The 13,439-nt window shown below is 72.7% G+C and carries 13 protein-coding genes; 8 read left to right on the top strand and 5 right to left on the bottom strand.

Annotated features, from left to right (window positions below; translation table 11 throughout):
• The first annotated feature begins 24 nt into the window (after positions 1-24).
• Together ACGFIG_RS07320 and ACGFIG_RS07315 are read left to right on the top strand one after the other, a co-directional pair.
• Positions 25-1,608, top strand: a complete 1,584-nt coding sequence (locus ACGFIG_RS07320) for a methylmalonyl-CoA mutase (protein ID WP_393000173.1) — start codon at positions 25-27, stop codon at positions 1,606-1,608.
• Positions 1,609-2,467: 859 nt separating this feature from the next.
• Positions 2,468-3,727, top strand: coding sequence for an amidohydrolase (locus ACGFIG_RS07315; RefSeq protein WP_393000171.1), 1,260 nt, complete (start codon positions 2,468-2,470; stop codon positions 3,725-3,727).
• Here ACGFIG_RS07315 and ACGFIG_RS07310 read toward each other — a convergent pair.
• On the bottom strand, positions 3,684-4,676 hold the full coding sequence (locus tag ACGFIG_RS07310; RefSeq protein WP_393000169.1) for a DUF4349 domain-containing protein: 993 nt from the start codon (positions 4,674-4,676) through the stop codon (positions 3,684-3,686). The genes ACGFIG_RS07315 and ACGFIG_RS07310 overlap by 44 nt on opposite strands.
• A gap of 117 nt (positions 4,677-4,793) precedes the next feature.
• Here ACGFIG_RS07310 and ACGFIG_RS07305 point away from each other — a divergent pair, with 117 nt between their 5' ends.
• The 4 genes from ACGFIG_RS07305 to ACGFIG_RS07290 all read left to right on the top strand — a co-directional run bounded on the left by ACGFIG_RS07305 (position 4,794) and on the right by ACGFIG_RS07290 (position 8,185).
• Positions 4,794-5,423: an MBL fold metallo-hydrolase gene (locus tag ACGFIG_RS07305; RefSeq protein ID WP_393000167.1), complete on the top strand. Its 630-nt coding sequence runs from the start codon at positions 4,794-4,796 to the stop codon at positions 5,421-5,423.
• A 5-nt stretch (positions 5,424-5,428) separates the two neighbouring features.
• Positions 5,429-6,358, top strand: coding sequence for a hypothetical protein (locus ACGFIG_RS07300; protein WP_393000165.1), 930 nt, complete (start codon positions 5,429-5,431; stop codon positions 6,356-6,358).
• 58 nt (positions 6,359-6,416) lie between these two features.
• On the top strand, positions 6,417-7,160 hold the full coding sequence (locus ACGFIG_RS07295; RefSeq protein WP_393000163.1) for a hypothetical protein: 744 nt from the start codon (positions 6,417-6,419) through the stop codon (positions 7,158-7,160).
• A 62-nt stretch (positions 7,161-7,222) separates the two neighbouring features.
• On the top strand, positions 7,223-8,185 hold the full coding sequence (locus tag ACGFIG_RS07290) for a GNAT family N-acetyltransferase (protein ID WP_393000161.1): 963 nt from the start codon (positions 7,223-7,225) through the stop codon (positions 8,183-8,185).
• Positions 8,186-8,276: 91 nt separating this feature from the next.
• On the opposite strand, the gene ACGFIG_RS07285 is transcribed toward ACGFIG_RS07290, so the two are convergent.
• Positions 8,277-8,732, bottom strand: coding sequence for a gamma-glutamylcyclotransferase (locus ACGFIG_RS07285; RefSeq protein WP_393000159.1), 456 nt, complete (start codon positions 8,730-8,732; stop codon positions 8,277-8,279).
• Positions 8,733-8,897: 165 nt separating this feature from the next.
• Between ACGFIG_RS07285 and ACGFIG_RS07280 the strand changes: the two genes are divergently transcribed.
• Positions 8,898-10,301, top strand: coding sequence for an NAD(P)H-quinone dehydrogenase (locus tag ACGFIG_RS07280; RefSeq protein ID WP_393000157.1), 1,404 nt, complete (start codon positions 8,898-8,900; stop codon positions 10,299-10,301).
• On the opposite strand, the gene ACGFIG_RS07275 is transcribed toward ACGFIG_RS07280, so the two are convergent.
• Both ACGFIG_RS07275 and ACGFIG_RS07270 read right to left on the bottom strand, forming a co-directional pair.
• Positions 10,279-10,899, bottom strand: coding sequence for a DUF998 domain-containing protein (locus tag ACGFIG_RS07275; protein WP_393000155.1), 621 nt, complete (start codon positions 10,897-10,899; stop codon positions 10,279-10,281). The two genes, ACGFIG_RS07280 and ACGFIG_RS07275, sit on opposite strands and share 23 nt — an antisense overlap.
• 160 nt (positions 10,900-11,059) lie before the next feature.
• Complete coding sequence (locus tag ACGFIG_RS07270) at positions 11,060-11,893, bottom strand: enoyl-CoA hydratase/isomerase family protein (protein WP_393000153.1); 834 nt, start codon at positions 11,891-11,893, stop codon at positions 11,060-11,062.
• Positions 11,894-12,017: 124 nt separating this feature from the next.
• Between ACGFIG_RS07270 and ACGFIG_RS07265 the strand changes: the two genes are divergently transcribed.
• On the top strand, positions 12,018-12,617 hold the full coding sequence (locus ACGFIG_RS07265; protein WP_393000151.1) for a TetR/AcrR family transcriptional regulator: 600 nt from the start codon (positions 12,018-12,020) through the stop codon (positions 12,615-12,617).
• An 86-nt stretch (positions 12,618-12,703) separates the two neighbouring features.
• On the opposite strand, the gene ACGFIG_RS07260 is transcribed toward ACGFIG_RS07265, so the two are convergent.
• Positions 12,704-13,342 (bottom strand): DedA family protein, encoded by a 639-nt coding sequence (locus tag ACGFIG_RS07260; protein WP_393000149.1) that lies wholly within the window; start codon positions 13,340-13,342, stop codon positions 12,704-12,706.
• Between the last annotated feature and the right edge of the window lie 97 nt (positions 13,343-13,439).

The following is a 13,439-nucleotide window of genomic DNA, read 5'->3' as shown; positions in this document are numbered from 1 at the left end:
CGTCGCGCGTCCTACCATCCGCTAATGAGCGAACCGCGGTCAAGCGAGTCCGGTTTTCCGATCAAGGGCGTCTACACGGCGGCGGACCTCCCGGAGGAACTGGACTCCCGGCTCGGCGGCCCGGGCGAGTTCCCGTACACGCGCGGGGTCTACCCGACGATGTACACCTCCCGCCCCTGGACGATGCGCCAGTACGCGGGCTTCGGCACCGCCACCGAGTCCAACGCGCGTTACCACCAGTTGTTGCGGGCCGGGACGATGGGCCTCTCCGTGGCCTTCGACCTGCCGACGCAGATGGGCTACGACTCCGACGACCCGATCGCGCACGGCGAGGTGGGCAAGGTCGGGGTGGCCATCGACTCGATCGACGACATGCGGCTGCTGTTCGACGGCATCCCGCTCGACAAGGTCTCGACCTCGATGACCATCAACGCGCCGGGCTCGGTGCTGCTCCTGCTCTACCAGCTCGTCGCCGAGGAGAACGGCGTCGCCGGCTCGGCACTCAACGGCACGATCCAGAACGACATCCTCAAGGAGTACATCGCCCGCGGGACGTACATCTTCCCGCCGAAGCCCTCGCTGCGGCTGGTCGCAGACACCTTCGGCTACTGCCGCAAGGAGGTGCCGAAGTGGAACACGATCTCCATTTCCGGCTACCACATGGCCGAGGCCGGCGCGTCGCCCGCGCAGGAGATCGCGTTCACGCTCGCCAACGGCGTCGAGTACGTCCGCGCCGCGCTGGCGGCCGGGCTGGCCGTGGACGACTTCGCGCCCCGGCTGTCGTTCTTCTTCGTGGCCAGGACCACCCTGCTGGAGGAGGTGGCCAAGTTCCGGGCCGCCCGCCGGATCTGGGCCCGCCTGATGCGCGACGACTTCGGCGCCAAGGACCCGAAGTCGATGATGCTGCGCTTCCACACCCAGACCGCGGGCGTGCAGCTCACCGCCCAGCAGCCGGAGGTCAACCTGGTCCGGGTGGCGGTGCAGGGCCTCGGCGCGGTGCTCGGCGGCACCCAGTCGCTGCACACCAACAGCTTCGACGAGGCGATCGCGCTGCCCACCGAGAAGGCGGCCCGGCTGGCGCTGCGTACCCAGCAGGTGCTGGCGTACGAGACGGACCTGACCGCCACCGTGGACCCGTTCGCCGGCTCGTACGTGGTGGAGGCGATGACCGCCGAGATTGAGGCGGCGGCGAACGAGCTGATGGACCGCGTCTTCGACCACGGTTCGGCGGTCGACGCCATCGAGGCGGGCTTCCAGAAGCGGGAGATCGAGCAGTCCGCCTACCGGATCGCGCAGGAGATCGACTCCGGCGAGCGGGTGGTGGTGGGCCTCAACCGGTTCACCGTCGACGAGGAGGAGCCGTACGAGCCGCTGCGGGTCGATCCGACGATCGAGGCGGCGCAGGCCGAGCGGCTGGCCCGGCTGCGTGCGGAGCGCGACGCCGGGGCGGTCGAGCGGGGGCTGGCCGCGCTGCGGGCCGCCGCCGAGGGCAGCGAGAACGTGCTCTACCCGATGAAGGAGGCGCTGCGCGCCCGCGCCACGGTGGGCGAGGTCTGCGGCACCCTGCGCCAGGTGTGGGGGCTGTACCGCCCGTCCGACCGGTTCTGACCGCGCTCGCCGACGGCCGTCCGAGCCCCGCCGTGCCGGGGCCGGGCGGCCGTCGCCGTCCGCCGTCGCGAGGGTCTGCGGCACCCGTGTGCGCTCCGCTGCGACCGTCGGTCCGACGGCTCTTCACCCCTGCGCCGTAACCGGACGGTCCATGTGCGGTAACGGCCGGCCCATGGCGCGTTTTCGCTGGTCGCGGCCGTGCGGGTGGGGCGCTACAGTCGGAGGAGGCGCTGCTGCGGTCGGCGGTGCGGCCCTCGCCGAGCGGGGCGACGTCGGTGCGGGTGACGGCGCCTGCGGGTACGACCAGGAGCGGCAACAGGCCACGAGCCGGGGGCGACCGGCCTGCTGGTCACGGACGGCAGCGCGGAGCGGATCCCGGCGACGTCGCCGGAGGGCTCGGCGCGGGTGTGGGCGGCGCGACCCGGCGGTGATGGGGTGTGCCGGTCGGGCCCGGGGGTAACCCGACCGGGTGGACCTGGACGCACACGGTGTGCGGTTGGTCCGCAACGGGGTGTGTGACCGTCTCGGGGTCCTGCGGTCCGGTGCGGGTCGGGTAATTGTCGGAGTGGCAGTTCACCGGACCGACTAATGCGACAATTCGGAACAACGAGCCCTCGGGGTCGACGTCGATTTTCGAGCGCCGGGCCGGTTACGCGTTGTAGGAGGTGGGGAGCGGATGACGGCATTCGACCGTGATCTACCTGCTGTCCCGCAGATCTGCGAGCGCTCCGAGCAGGGCATACGTGACTCTGCGCGGTCCGACCGCTACCGGAACGAGGTTGCGCAGCGTCACCGTCGGAGGTCTAGGCTGTCTGCTGTTCCTGATGATCCATCCATCTCTAGCGAACGAGAATTCGACGTGACGAGTGCGTTGACGCTGCCCACCGGCAACCAGCTGCTGTCGTCCTGGCCGGAGGCGCCGGCCGGGTCCCAGCCCCTGCCGTTCGAGCTGGACCACCTGCTCGCCCTCCGCGTGCCCGGGCTGATCGCCACCCGTCGCCATCTCCACTCGCACCCGGAACTCTCCGGCGAGGAGTTCGAGACGGCCGCCCTGATCGCCCGGGAACTCACCCTGGCCGGGCTGCGGCCGCGGCTGCTGCCCAAGGGCAACGGGGTCATCTGCGACATCGACGGCCGCCCCGACGGCCCGGTGGTCGCGCTGCGCGCCGACATCGACGCCCTGCCGCTGACCGACTCGAAGGACGTGCCGTACCGCTCCACCGTGGACGGCGTCTGCCACGCCTGCGGCCACGACGTGCACACCACCGTCATGCTCGGCGTCGGCATGCTGCTGGCCCAGCTCGCCGACCAGGGCGAGCTGCCCGGCCGGGTCCGGCTGATCTTCCAGCCCGCCGAGGAGATCCTGCCCTGCGGCTCGCTGGAGGTCATCGAGGCCGGCGGCCTGGACGACGTCGTGCAGATCTTCGCGCTGCACTGCGACCCCAACCTGCCGGTCGGGCAGATCGGCCTGCGGGTCGGCCCGATCACCGCCGCCGCCGACAACGTCACCGTCCGGCTCACCGGTCCCGGCGGGCACACCGCCCGGCCGCACCTGACCGTCGACCTGGTCGACGCGCTGGGCCGCCTGATCACCGAGGTGCCGGCGCTGGTCAGCCGCCGGGTGCCGGCCAACAGCGGGCTGCTGCTGGTCTTCGGCCACGCCTCGGCCGGCACCCGTTACAACGTCATCCCCTCCGAGGCGTCCGCCTCCGGCACCCTGCGGGTGATGGACCGCGACACCTGGGAGCTGGCCCCCAAGATCGTGGGTCAGGTCGTCCGCGACGTCATCGCCCCGACCGGGGCCACCGTCGACCTGGAATACCTGCGGGGCCGCCCGCCGGTGTGCAACGACTCCCGGGCCATCCAGGTCCTGACCGGCGCCACCACCGCCACGCTCGGGCCGGAGGGCGTCGCCGAGACCCCGCAGAGCATGGGCGGCGAGGACTTCTCCTGGTACCTGGAGTACGTCCCGGGCGCGCTCGCCCGGCTGGGCGTCGGCCGTTCCGGCCCGAACGTGGACCTGCACCGGGCCTCGTTCGACGTGGACGAACGCGCCATCCCGGTCGGCGTACGGCTCATGGTCCAGACCGCGCTGCGGGCACTGGCGGCGGCGCGTTAGCCGGTAGCGGTCCGGCCGGTCCCGCCGGCGGCGTCGGCGGCGGAGCCGTACGCCGCCGCCGGCGCAGCGCCACCAGCAGCACCGTCAGCGGTACGCCGATCGCCAGCAGCCACGGCAACACCGCGCCCAGCACCGTCAGCAGGATGGTCATGGAGGTCAGGAAGACCTTCCACCCGCCCTTGAGCCCCACCAGGAAACCGACCTCGGTCTCCTCGTCGGCGGTGCTCGCGTCCGGGCCGACCAGCGACACGGTGATCGTCGACAGGCTCGTCAGGTCCGCCAGCCGCTCCTTCTTCGCCTCCAGCGAGGCGAGGTCCGCCTCCCGGCGGGCCAGCTCGTTCTCCAGCGACACCAGGTCGCCGATCGAGTCGGCCCGGGCCAGCAGCTTGCGGGCGCTCTCCACCCGGGCGCGCTGGCTGGTGATCCGCGCGTCCAGGTCGACCATCTGCTCGGTGACGTCCTCCGTGCTGATCTCCCGCCGCTGCTGCCGGCCCAGCTTCGCCAACTCGTCGACGACGCCGTGGAACTTCGCCGCCGGCACCCGCAGCTCCAGCTCGGCCCGCGCGTCCGCGTCGACGCTGCGCCGCTGGTCGCCACCGACGAAACCGCCGGCCGCCGTGACCGCGGCGATCGCGCTGCGGGCCGCGGCGTCCACATCGTCCACCTGCACGCGCATGGTGCCCTTGTAGATGATGGAGCGCTGGTCGACCCGCAGGTCCGGCGCGCCGGCGCCGCTGCCCCGCTCGGCCTTGCCGCCGTCCTGGTCCGCCGCGCCACCGGCCTGCTCCGCCGCGCCGCCCGCGGCCTGGTCCCGATCCACCGGGGCTGCCGCCGGCCTGCTGTCGGCGTTGTCCCGCGCGCCGCTGCCGCAGCCGGCCAGCGCGAGAAGAGCCACCACCGCGGCGGCCGTCAGCCGTACGCCCCGACGTCGCCGTTGCCGTCCGTCCATCCCGCCTCCATAGTCCTTGGCCCCCGTGCGGGGCGATACCTCAGACGCGACGCGGCACCACGTCGGTTCCGGCAGACTGCGCTCAGGACGTCACGATTCGATAATCTTGGAGTCACGATGCAGCTCACCAAGTACGCCCACTCCTGCCTGCGGGTGGAACACGACGGGGGAGTGCTGGTCATCGACCCGGGCGTGTTCAGCGAGGCGGCGGCGCTCGACGCCGCGGACGCGGTGCTGATCACCCACGAGCACCCCGACCATCTCGACGTCGAGGCGGTCACCCGGCAGCTCGACCGGCGCCGGTTCGTCATCCACGGCCCGGCCTCGCTGACCGGCGTACTGGGCGACGCCGCCGAGGCGCTCGAACCCGTCCGACCCGGACAGTCGTTCACGGCCGCTGGCGTGCCGGTACGCGCCCACGGCGGCCGACACGCCGTGATCCACCCCGACATCCCGGTGGTGGACAACCTGGCGTACCTGCTGAACGACACCGTCTACCACCCCGGGGACAGCCTGTTCGTCCCCGAGGACGTCCAGGTCGACACGCTCTTCCTGCCGATACACGCCCCGTGGACGAAGTTCTCCGAGTCGCTGGACTTCCTCCGGGCGGTCGCGCCCCGCCGGGCGTACGCGCTGCACGACGGGCTGCTCAACGACAACGGGCTCAACGTGCTGAACAGCAACTTCACGCGCCTGTCCGACGTCGACTACCGCCGGCTCGAATCGGGCACCCGGATCGACGCCTGACGGCGATGCCCGGCCCGTCCCGAGAGCTGCTGCACCAGCTCTACACCACCTCGCCGGACCGGTTCGTCGCGATCCGCGACGAGGCCGCCGCCGAGGCCCGCCGCGCGGGCGACCCGAAGGGCGCCCGGGAGATCGCCCGGCTGCGCCGGCCCACCGTGGCCGCCTGGCTGGTCAACCTGCTCGCCGTCCGCCGCCCCGAGCTGGTCGCCGACCTGGCCCAGCTCGCCGAGGCGTTGCGTACCGCCCAACGCGAGCTGCGCGGGCCCCGGCTGCGGGAACTCTCCACCCAGCGGCGGGCGGTGGTCGGCGCGCTCGTCGCCGAGGTGCGCAAGCTGGCGGCCGGGGCCGAGGGCGCCCCACCGGCCGGGAAGCTGCCGCTGGCCGAGGTGGAGGCCACCCTCAACGCCGCGCTCGCCGACACCGACGTCGCCGAGCAGGTCCGCTCCGGCCGGCTGCTGAAGGCCGCCACCTACGCCGGCTTCGGGGAGGTGCCCCGCCCCCAACTGCGGCTGGTGACGGGTGGGGAGGAGCCGGAGCCGGCGCCCCGGCCCGAGCCGGCCGGGAAGCAGCGGCGCGGGGCCGACCAGGCTGCGTTCCGCGCCGAGCAGGCGGAGCGGGCCGCCCGGGCGGAGCGGGCGCGCCGACGGCGGGCGCTGGAGAAGGAGCTGACGAAGGCGCGTACCGAACAGGAACGGGCCGACGTGGAGCTGGCCGACGCGACGGCGGCCGAGCGCGACGGCGTCGCCGCCCTGGACGCGGTCGAGGCGGAACTGGCCGAGCTGGAGCGGCGCCGGGCCGTCGCCGAGCAGGACCTCAGCCGGGCGAGGCTGGCGCGGCGCGGGGCGGAACGGACGGTGACGGCCGCGCGCCGCCGCGCGGGCGAGGTCGAGGCCGCGATGGAGGCGCTCGACGCCGAAGAGGGGGATGCCGGGTAGGACGGCGACGCGGCAGACTGACCCCTGTGGACGGACGGGTCGACCGGGGAGCGGACGGATGACGCCGGAACAGGTCGCCGCGGCCAGCAAGCCGGTCGTGCTGGAACTTGGCGACGTCTTCACCCGCTGCCCCACCACCCTGCGCCGGGCGCGGCTGCTCGGCATCTCCGGCTGGGCGTTCTACGTCACCGGGCGGGCCGGGGCCCTCGGGGACGTCCGTGCGGAGACGGTCGCCGCCGCTCTCGGCTTCCTGGCCCCCGAAGCGGTCGCCGACGGTTGGGACGCGGCCCGCCGGGTCGTCCCGCCTGTCGAGGTGGCCGCCGCCACCCTGGCCGAGTGCTGCCGGTGGGGCGAGGAGCGGCTCGACTCCCTCACCGGGGTGAGCCGCCTCGCCGCTCTGCTCGGCCGCGCGGTCGACGCCGCGGATGCCAGCGGCATGCCGCTCTTCGCCGCCTGGCGCGCCCTGCCGGTGCCGGTCCGCACGGCCGGCGCCCGGGCGGCCGTCGGCCTGCGCCTGCTCCGGGAGCACTTCGCCGGGGCGCACCTGCTCGCGGTCCGGGCCAGCGGGATGACCCCGCTGGAGGCCGTGCTCGCCGGCCCCGATGGGGAGGCGGGTGCGGTCGCCTGCGGCTGGCCGCCGCCGTACCCACCGGTCGGGCCGTTGGTACGCAGGCGGCTCTGGGCCGAGGCGGTGACCAACCGGTTGGCGTCGCCGGCCTTCGCGGCTCTCGGGCCGGCGGACGGCGCTGAGCTGGTGGAGCTGCTCGCCGCGACCCGGGTCCACGTGGTCGAAGCGGGCTGAGGCCGGCGCGGCGGCCGGAAAATGGGCGGCGGCGCGGCGGCCCGCCTGTCAGGATCGCCCCCGTGACTCTCCCCGCCGGCTGGCACGCCCGCCGCCCCACCCTGGACGACGTGCCGGCGATCCTCGCGGTGGTGCACGCCGCCGACACCTTCGCCATCGGCTACCCGGACTTCGACGCCGACGACGTGCGGGAGGCGCTGACCGCGCCGAACGTCGACCCGGAGCGGGACTCCTGGGTGGTGCTCGACCCGGACGGCGCGCTGGTGGCGTGGGCGATCCTGCACAACGAGACCGGGATCGGGCGGGAGTCCGTCGACGTGTTCGTCGACCCGGAGCGGGGCGTGTCGGTGCGGGCGCCGCTGCTGGCCCGGCAGTTGGAGCGGGTGGCCGGGCGGGCCGCCGAACGCGGCCTGCCGGCCCTGACCGTGCGGTGCCCCGCCTGCGAGCCCGAGCGCCGCTGGGCGGCCGAGTTGACCGACGCGGGGTTCGACTTCGTCAAGCGCTATCAGCTGATGCGCCGGTCGCTGGCGGGGGTGCCCGGCGAGCCGCCGCCAGCGCCGCCCGGGGTGACGGTCCGCCCGCTGCGCCCCGGCGACGAGTCGGAGCTGCGCGACTTCTACCGGATCTACGACACCGCCTTCCGCGACACCCTGGACTACGAGCCGTCGGACTACGACCGGTGGCGGGCCCTCATCAGGCCCGACACGGCCTGGGACGAGTGGTTCGTCGCCGAGGTGGACGGGCGGCCCGCCGGCGTACTCCGGTCGTCCGACCAGGCGCTCGACCGGAACGAGGGATGGGTCAGGAACCTCGCCGTGCTGCCCGGTCACCGGCGTCGCGGGGTGGGCGCGGCACTGCTGAACCACGCGTTCGCCCGGTACGCGGAGAAGGGCCGGGAGTCCGCCGGCCTCGGGGTCGACCTGGCCAACCCGACCGCCCCGCTGTCGCTCTACCGGTCGGTGGGGCTGCGCGAGACGCGCTGGGCCGACATGTACGAGCTGGTCGTACCGGCCGCCGGTGTGTGATTGACGACGCCGGCCGGGGCCGCCTGGAACCGCCGGCCCGCCCCGGAGCAGACTGGGCGGCGTGGGAGACGCGCTGGGCCGACGAGGTGGGCTAGGCCGACGCGGTGCCGGTGGGGCGGGACCGCAGCTCGGTGACGTAGTCGTCCGGGGCGCCCGCCTTCTCGGCGGCGTTCGCGATCTCCGAGAGGTACCACGCCGTCGGCAGCCCGCCCTCGTAGCCGTCGAAGACGTAGATCCACGCGGTCACGTCGCCGTCGAGGGTGGAGACGCGTACGTGCAGCTTGCGGTACGTGCCGGCGGTGACCCCCTCGATCTCGTCGAGCTGGGCGGCGTCGTAGGGGTGGATGTCGTAGATCGCCACGAAGACCCGGTCGCCGGGAGACTCGACGACCGTGCTGACCGCACCCTCCCAGCCGATCACGTCCTCGCCCGCGAAGGTGAGTCGCCAGCCTTCCAGCCAGCCGGTACCCACCATCGGCGAATGCGGACAGTAGGCGCGCATGCGGGCGGGGTCGAGGTTTGAGCCGTAGGCGGCGTGATGACGCACGGCGATGACGATAGCCCGCCCGCCGGGTGGGGGAGAATACGACAGTGCGTGTCGGACGCGTTCGGGAGAAGAAAGTCACTGTGAGCACTGACGAAGGGCGGGCAAGGTGAGCGCGAGGAGCGCAGCGGAGCGGAGCCCCGCAGTCGCGAACGAAAGGATGGCCCTGTGAGCCGGATCGTGATCATCGGTGGTGGACCGGCCGGTTACGAGGCGGCCCTGGTCGCCGCTCAGCTGGACGCTGACGTCACCGTCGTGGAGGCCGAGGGCGCCGGCGGGGCCTGCGTGCTGTCCGACTGCGTACCGTCGAAGACCTTCATCGCCAGCTCCGAGGTGGTCACCGGCTACCGGGACACCGAGGAGTTCGGGGTGCACTCCGACGGGCTGGAGGCCGTCACCGTCGACGCCAGCGCGGTGCACGAGCGGGTCAAGCGCCTCGCGCTCGCCCAGTCCGCCGACATCCACGCCAAGCTGCTCAAGGCCGGGGTGACCTTCGTGTCGGGCACCGCCCGCCTCGGCGAGGACACCCTCGGCCACACCCACCGGGTGCTCGTCACCCCGACCGACGGCGGCGAGAAGCAGTCGATCGCCGCGTCGACCGTGCTGATCGCCACCGGCGCCACCCCGCGCCAGCTGCCCACCGCCGTACCGGACGGCGAGCGCATCCTGACCTGGCGCCAGGTGTACGACCTGCCGGAGCTGCCCGAGCACCTGATCGTGGTCGGCTCCGGCGTCACCGGCGCGGAGTTCGCCAGCGCCTACCTGGCGATGGGTGTGCGGGTGACCCTGGTCTCCAGCCGCGACCGGGTGATGCCGCACGAGGACGCCGACGCGGCGATGGCGATCGAGCGGGTCTTCCGCAACCGGGGCATGAGCATCCTGAACAACTCCCGGGCGGACGCGGTCCGGCGTACCGCCGACGGGGTGGAGGTCGAGCTCTCCGACGGCCGCCTGGTGGCCGGCTCCCACGCGCTGATCGCGGTCGGCTCCATCCCCAACACCGCCGACCTGGGCCTGGCCGAGTACGGCGTGGCGCTGGCCCAGGGCGGCTACGTCACCGTCGACCGGGTCTCGCGGACCAACGTGCCGGGCATCTACGCCGCCGGCGACTGCACGGGTGTGCTGCCGCTGGCCAGCGTGGCCGCCATGCAGGGGCGGATCGCGATGTGGCACGCGCTCGGCGAGGCGGTCCGGCCGCTGCGGCTGCGTACCGTCGCGGCGAACGTGTTCACCGATCCGGAGCTGGCCACGGTGGGCGTCTCGCAGGACGAGGTCGACGCGGGCAAGGTGCCGGCCCGGCAGGTGATGCTGCCGTTGGACGGCAACGCCCGCGCCAAGATGGACGACCTGGCCGACGGCTTCGTCAAGCTCTTCTGCCGCCCGGCCAGCGGTCAGGTGATCGGCGGCGTGGTGGTGGCGCCGAAGGCGAGCGAGCTGATCCTGCCGATCACCATGGCGGTGGAGAACAACCTCACGGTCAACGAGCTGGCCCAGACGATCACGATCTACCCGAGCCTCTCCGGCTCCATCACGGAGGCCGCCCGCCAGCTCATGCTGCACGAACTGGAGTGACCCGCCGAAGCAGGGCGACCGCGACGACGACGAGCACGGCGACCTCGGTGAGGATGAGCAGCCGTTCGACCAGGCCGAGCAGCAGCCGGTCGCCGGGGTAGGCGGACCAGATCATCGCCGCCGCCAGGACCAGGCTGGCGGTGACGAGGGCGCGTACCCGGCGGGCTGCGGCGTCCGGCAGGCGTCGGGCGAGCAGCCAGCCGGCGCCGGGCAGCGCCAGGAAGGCGACCACCGAGGCGTACCGGTGGACGTACGCGGCGGTGTCCATGGGCAGGCCGGGCTCGTTCGTCGGTACGACTGCGGCCAGCAGCAGCCCGCCGCTCCAGGCGACCAGCAACGCCTCGGCCGTCCGCCCCGCCCGGGTGGCGGGCGGGGCGTGGGTACGCCACAGGGCGGGCAGGAGCACGGCGGTGGCCGCCGCGAGCACGATCATGGCGACGTCGATGACGCCGCCCCGGTCCGAGACGGCGAAGTCGCTGATGGTCAGCGTCCACGGGTCCAGGTCCTCGTTCACCGCGACATGGCCGATCACGGCGAGCAGCGCTGCCAGGGCGATCCCGCCGAGGGCCAGCAGTCCACTGTTCCGGGTTCCGCGCATGGCTCAGCCTGGCCCGGAAGGAACCCGAGGCGGATCCGGGCCGCCCACCGAAATCTGTCCCCGGGACCACCCCTAGTGCGCTGGCCACGTACGTTCACCGGGTTGGTGACACGCTGCCCGTACCACGGCTCGTCCTCGGCGCGGCGCCGCCGATCATCGGCTATCCGCGAAGCCGGTCGGCGGAGATGCCGAACATCTCGTGGGCGATGCCGAAGCCGAGGTCGTGGACGAGCCGGCGCTTCCAGGGCCGCTGCACGATGGCGTGGGTGAGCCGGCGCGCGGTCCTCGGGCTCTTCATGATGGTTTGAGCGATGTCCCAGGCGCGTGGAAGAAGCTGGTCGGCGGGCAGCACCTCGTTGACCAGGCCGAGTTCAAGCGCCTGCCGCGCCGTGATCGGTTTGCCGGTGTAGAGGTGATAGGCGGCCCGCTTGGTGCCGATGAGTTCCTGCAGGGTCAGTTGCTGGCCGTCGCCGGGTGCGACCCCGGTCGGCAGGTGCGGGTCGATGATGGTCGTGGTCTCGGCGGCCAGGGTGATATCGCAGAGCAGCGCGAACTCGGTGTGGGCGATGCTTGGGCCGTTGATCGCCGCGATGGTGGGGATGTCGATGCCGAAGACGAGGTTCTCCAGCAGTTTGGTTGCGTCGTAGTAGGTGTGCTCGTAGGCGAAGTCTTTAGGGCGTGGCTGCTGCATGAGCGTCCTCGCGGCCTCGTCGGGAGCGGTCTCGGTGGTGAGCCACAGGTCGCCGGTGCCGGTGAGGATCAGGACCTCGTTGTGGGGATCGTTGCCGATCTCCTGCCATGCCTGGCCCCAGGCGTTGTGCATGGCGAAGCTGAACTGAGCGGGTCCGCCACCGGTGTGCATCCGCAGTTCGATGATCCCGTCACGGCGTTGCATGACGAAGTAGTCGGCGTACTTCGCGGCGTACGACTCGAAGTTGGGACGCTGCACGTAGCCGCCTGAACGGGCGTGCCATTCGTCTAGTTCCTTGGGCATCGGGGCGCCTCTCGACAGCTATGGACGGGCACGGAAGGTAAGCTCTCCAAAGGAGACCGGAGCGCTGCTCCGATAATACGGAGCGCCGCTCCGGTTAGCAATATCGGTGTCGGGAGGTGCCTGGATGGGGAACGCGAAGGTCGAACGGACCGAAGGCTCGACACGCAGCGACGCCCGCCGCAACTACGAACAGTTGCTGACCGCTGCCCGGGCCACCTTCGCCGAGCAGGGCACCGACGCCTCGCTGCGGGAGGTCGCTCGACGCGCCGGCGTCGGGATCGGGACGTTGTACCGGCACTTTCCCAATCGGGAAGCGCTGCTGGAGGCACTGCTTGGCCACGGCTTCGACACACTGCGCGCCGAGGCGGCGGAGCTTCTTCTGTCCACTGATCCCCGCGACGCACTGATCACCTGGCTGCGGCAGTTGGCCCACAGCTCGACCCGCTACGACGGACTGCCCGCCTCGGTCATGAGCGCTCTCCACGACCCGGACTCACGCCTACACGCCTCATGCGAGGGGCTCCGTACGGCTGCGGCCGATCTGCTGGACCGTGCCCAGCGGTCAGGTCACGTCCGGTCCGACCTGAACGCAGATGAACTGCTTGTGACGGTCAACGCGATGGCCTGGGCGGCCAAACAGGCACCTGAACCCACCGACCTCACCGAACGGTACCTACACCTGCTGTTGGAAGGCTGGTGGTGCACCCGAACCGCTGACCCCTGACATGGCGTCCGTAGCCACCTCTGGCGCTGCCGACAGATCCGGTGAACGTTCCTGGTCAGCGCACGGGGCGGCGCTGGCGCGACCGGTCACTCCGCCGCGGGCGCGTCCGTCCCCGCCGTCACGACGACCGGAACCGCGGTGGCCCGCCGGGCGCCGATGAGGGTCATGGCCCAGCCCGCCGCCGCGAAGCCGGCCGCCGCCACCCCGGCGATCAGCGCCAGCCGCCACGCCGACTCGGTGAGCGCCGTCCCGCCGAGGTGCCCGACCAGCCCCCCGTACGTGGCCCAGCCGAGCGCCGCCAGTCCCTCGTAGAGCAGGAACAGCCGGTACGGGTACCGGCTGCGGCCGGCCGAGAAGCAGGCCGCCATCCGGCCACCCGGCACGAAGCGGCAGAGCAGGATCACGAGTGGCCCGGGCCGGCGCAGCCCCTGGGTGACCCGGCTGACGACCCGTCGGGCCCGGCCCCGCACGACGTCCCGTGGTGCCCGGCGGTCCGGTGCGCTCCGCCCGAGCAGGTAGCAGGCCAGGTCCCCGACGAAGACGCCGAGCGCCCCCACGGCGATGGTCGCCGGCAGGTTCAGCCCGCCGTACACGGTGAGGGCCCCACCGGTGATCATCACGACCTGGGTGGGGATCACGGGGACGAAGGCGTCCGCGACCAGCAGTGCGAGCAGTACGAGGTACGCCCAGGCCGGCGACGCGATCTCAGTGAGTAGTTCGGGCACGACTGCCACCTCGCCGGACGGGGCCGAATCTGGATATCGAGCCTGACGGGCCGTGCGACGTCACAGGGCACGGCCCTGGCTCGTGGTGACCACGGAC

The organism is Micromonospora sp. NPDC049048 (genome assembly GCF_043197615.1).
GTDB lineage: Bacteria > Actinomycetota > Actinomycetes > Mycobacteriales > Micromonosporaceae > Micromonospora.
Note: the sequence above shows the minus strand (reverse complement) of the source record. Positions and strands in the feature narration are given on the sequence as shown.

Coding starts and splice junctions, on each gene's coding strand:
- ACGFIG_RS07320 (WP_393000173.1), top strand. CDS start 25: ATGAGCGAACCGCGGTCAAGCGAGTCCGGTTTTCCGATCAAGGGCGTC.
- ACGFIG_RS07270 (WP_393000153.1), bottom strand. CDS start 11,893: ATGCCCAAGGAACTAGACGAATGGCACGCCCGTTCAGGCGGCTACGTG.
- ACGFIG_RS07310 (WP_393000169.1), bottom strand. CDS start 4,676: ATGGACGGACGGCAACGGCGACGTCGGGGCGTACGGCTGACGGCCGCC.
- ACGFIG_RS07300 (WP_393000165.1), top strand. CDS start 5,429: ATGCCCGGCCCGTCCCGAGAGCTGCTGCACCAGCTCTACACCACCTCG.
- ACGFIG_RS07275 (WP_393000155.1), bottom strand. CDS start 10,899: ATGCGCGGAACCCGGAACAGTGGACTGCTGGCCCTCGGCGGGATCGCC.
- ACGFIG_RS07305 (WP_393000167.1), top strand. CDS start 4,794: ATGCAGCTCACCAAGTACGCCCACTCCTGCCTGCGGGTGGAACACGAC.
- ACGFIG_RS07265 (WP_393000151.1), top strand. CDS start 12,018: ATGGGGAACGCGAAGGTCGAACGGACCGAAGGCTCGACACGCAGCGAC.
- ACGFIG_RS07295 (WP_393000163.1), top strand. CDS start 6,417: ATGACGCCGGAACAGGTCGCCGCGGCCAGCAAGCCGGTCGTGCTGGAA.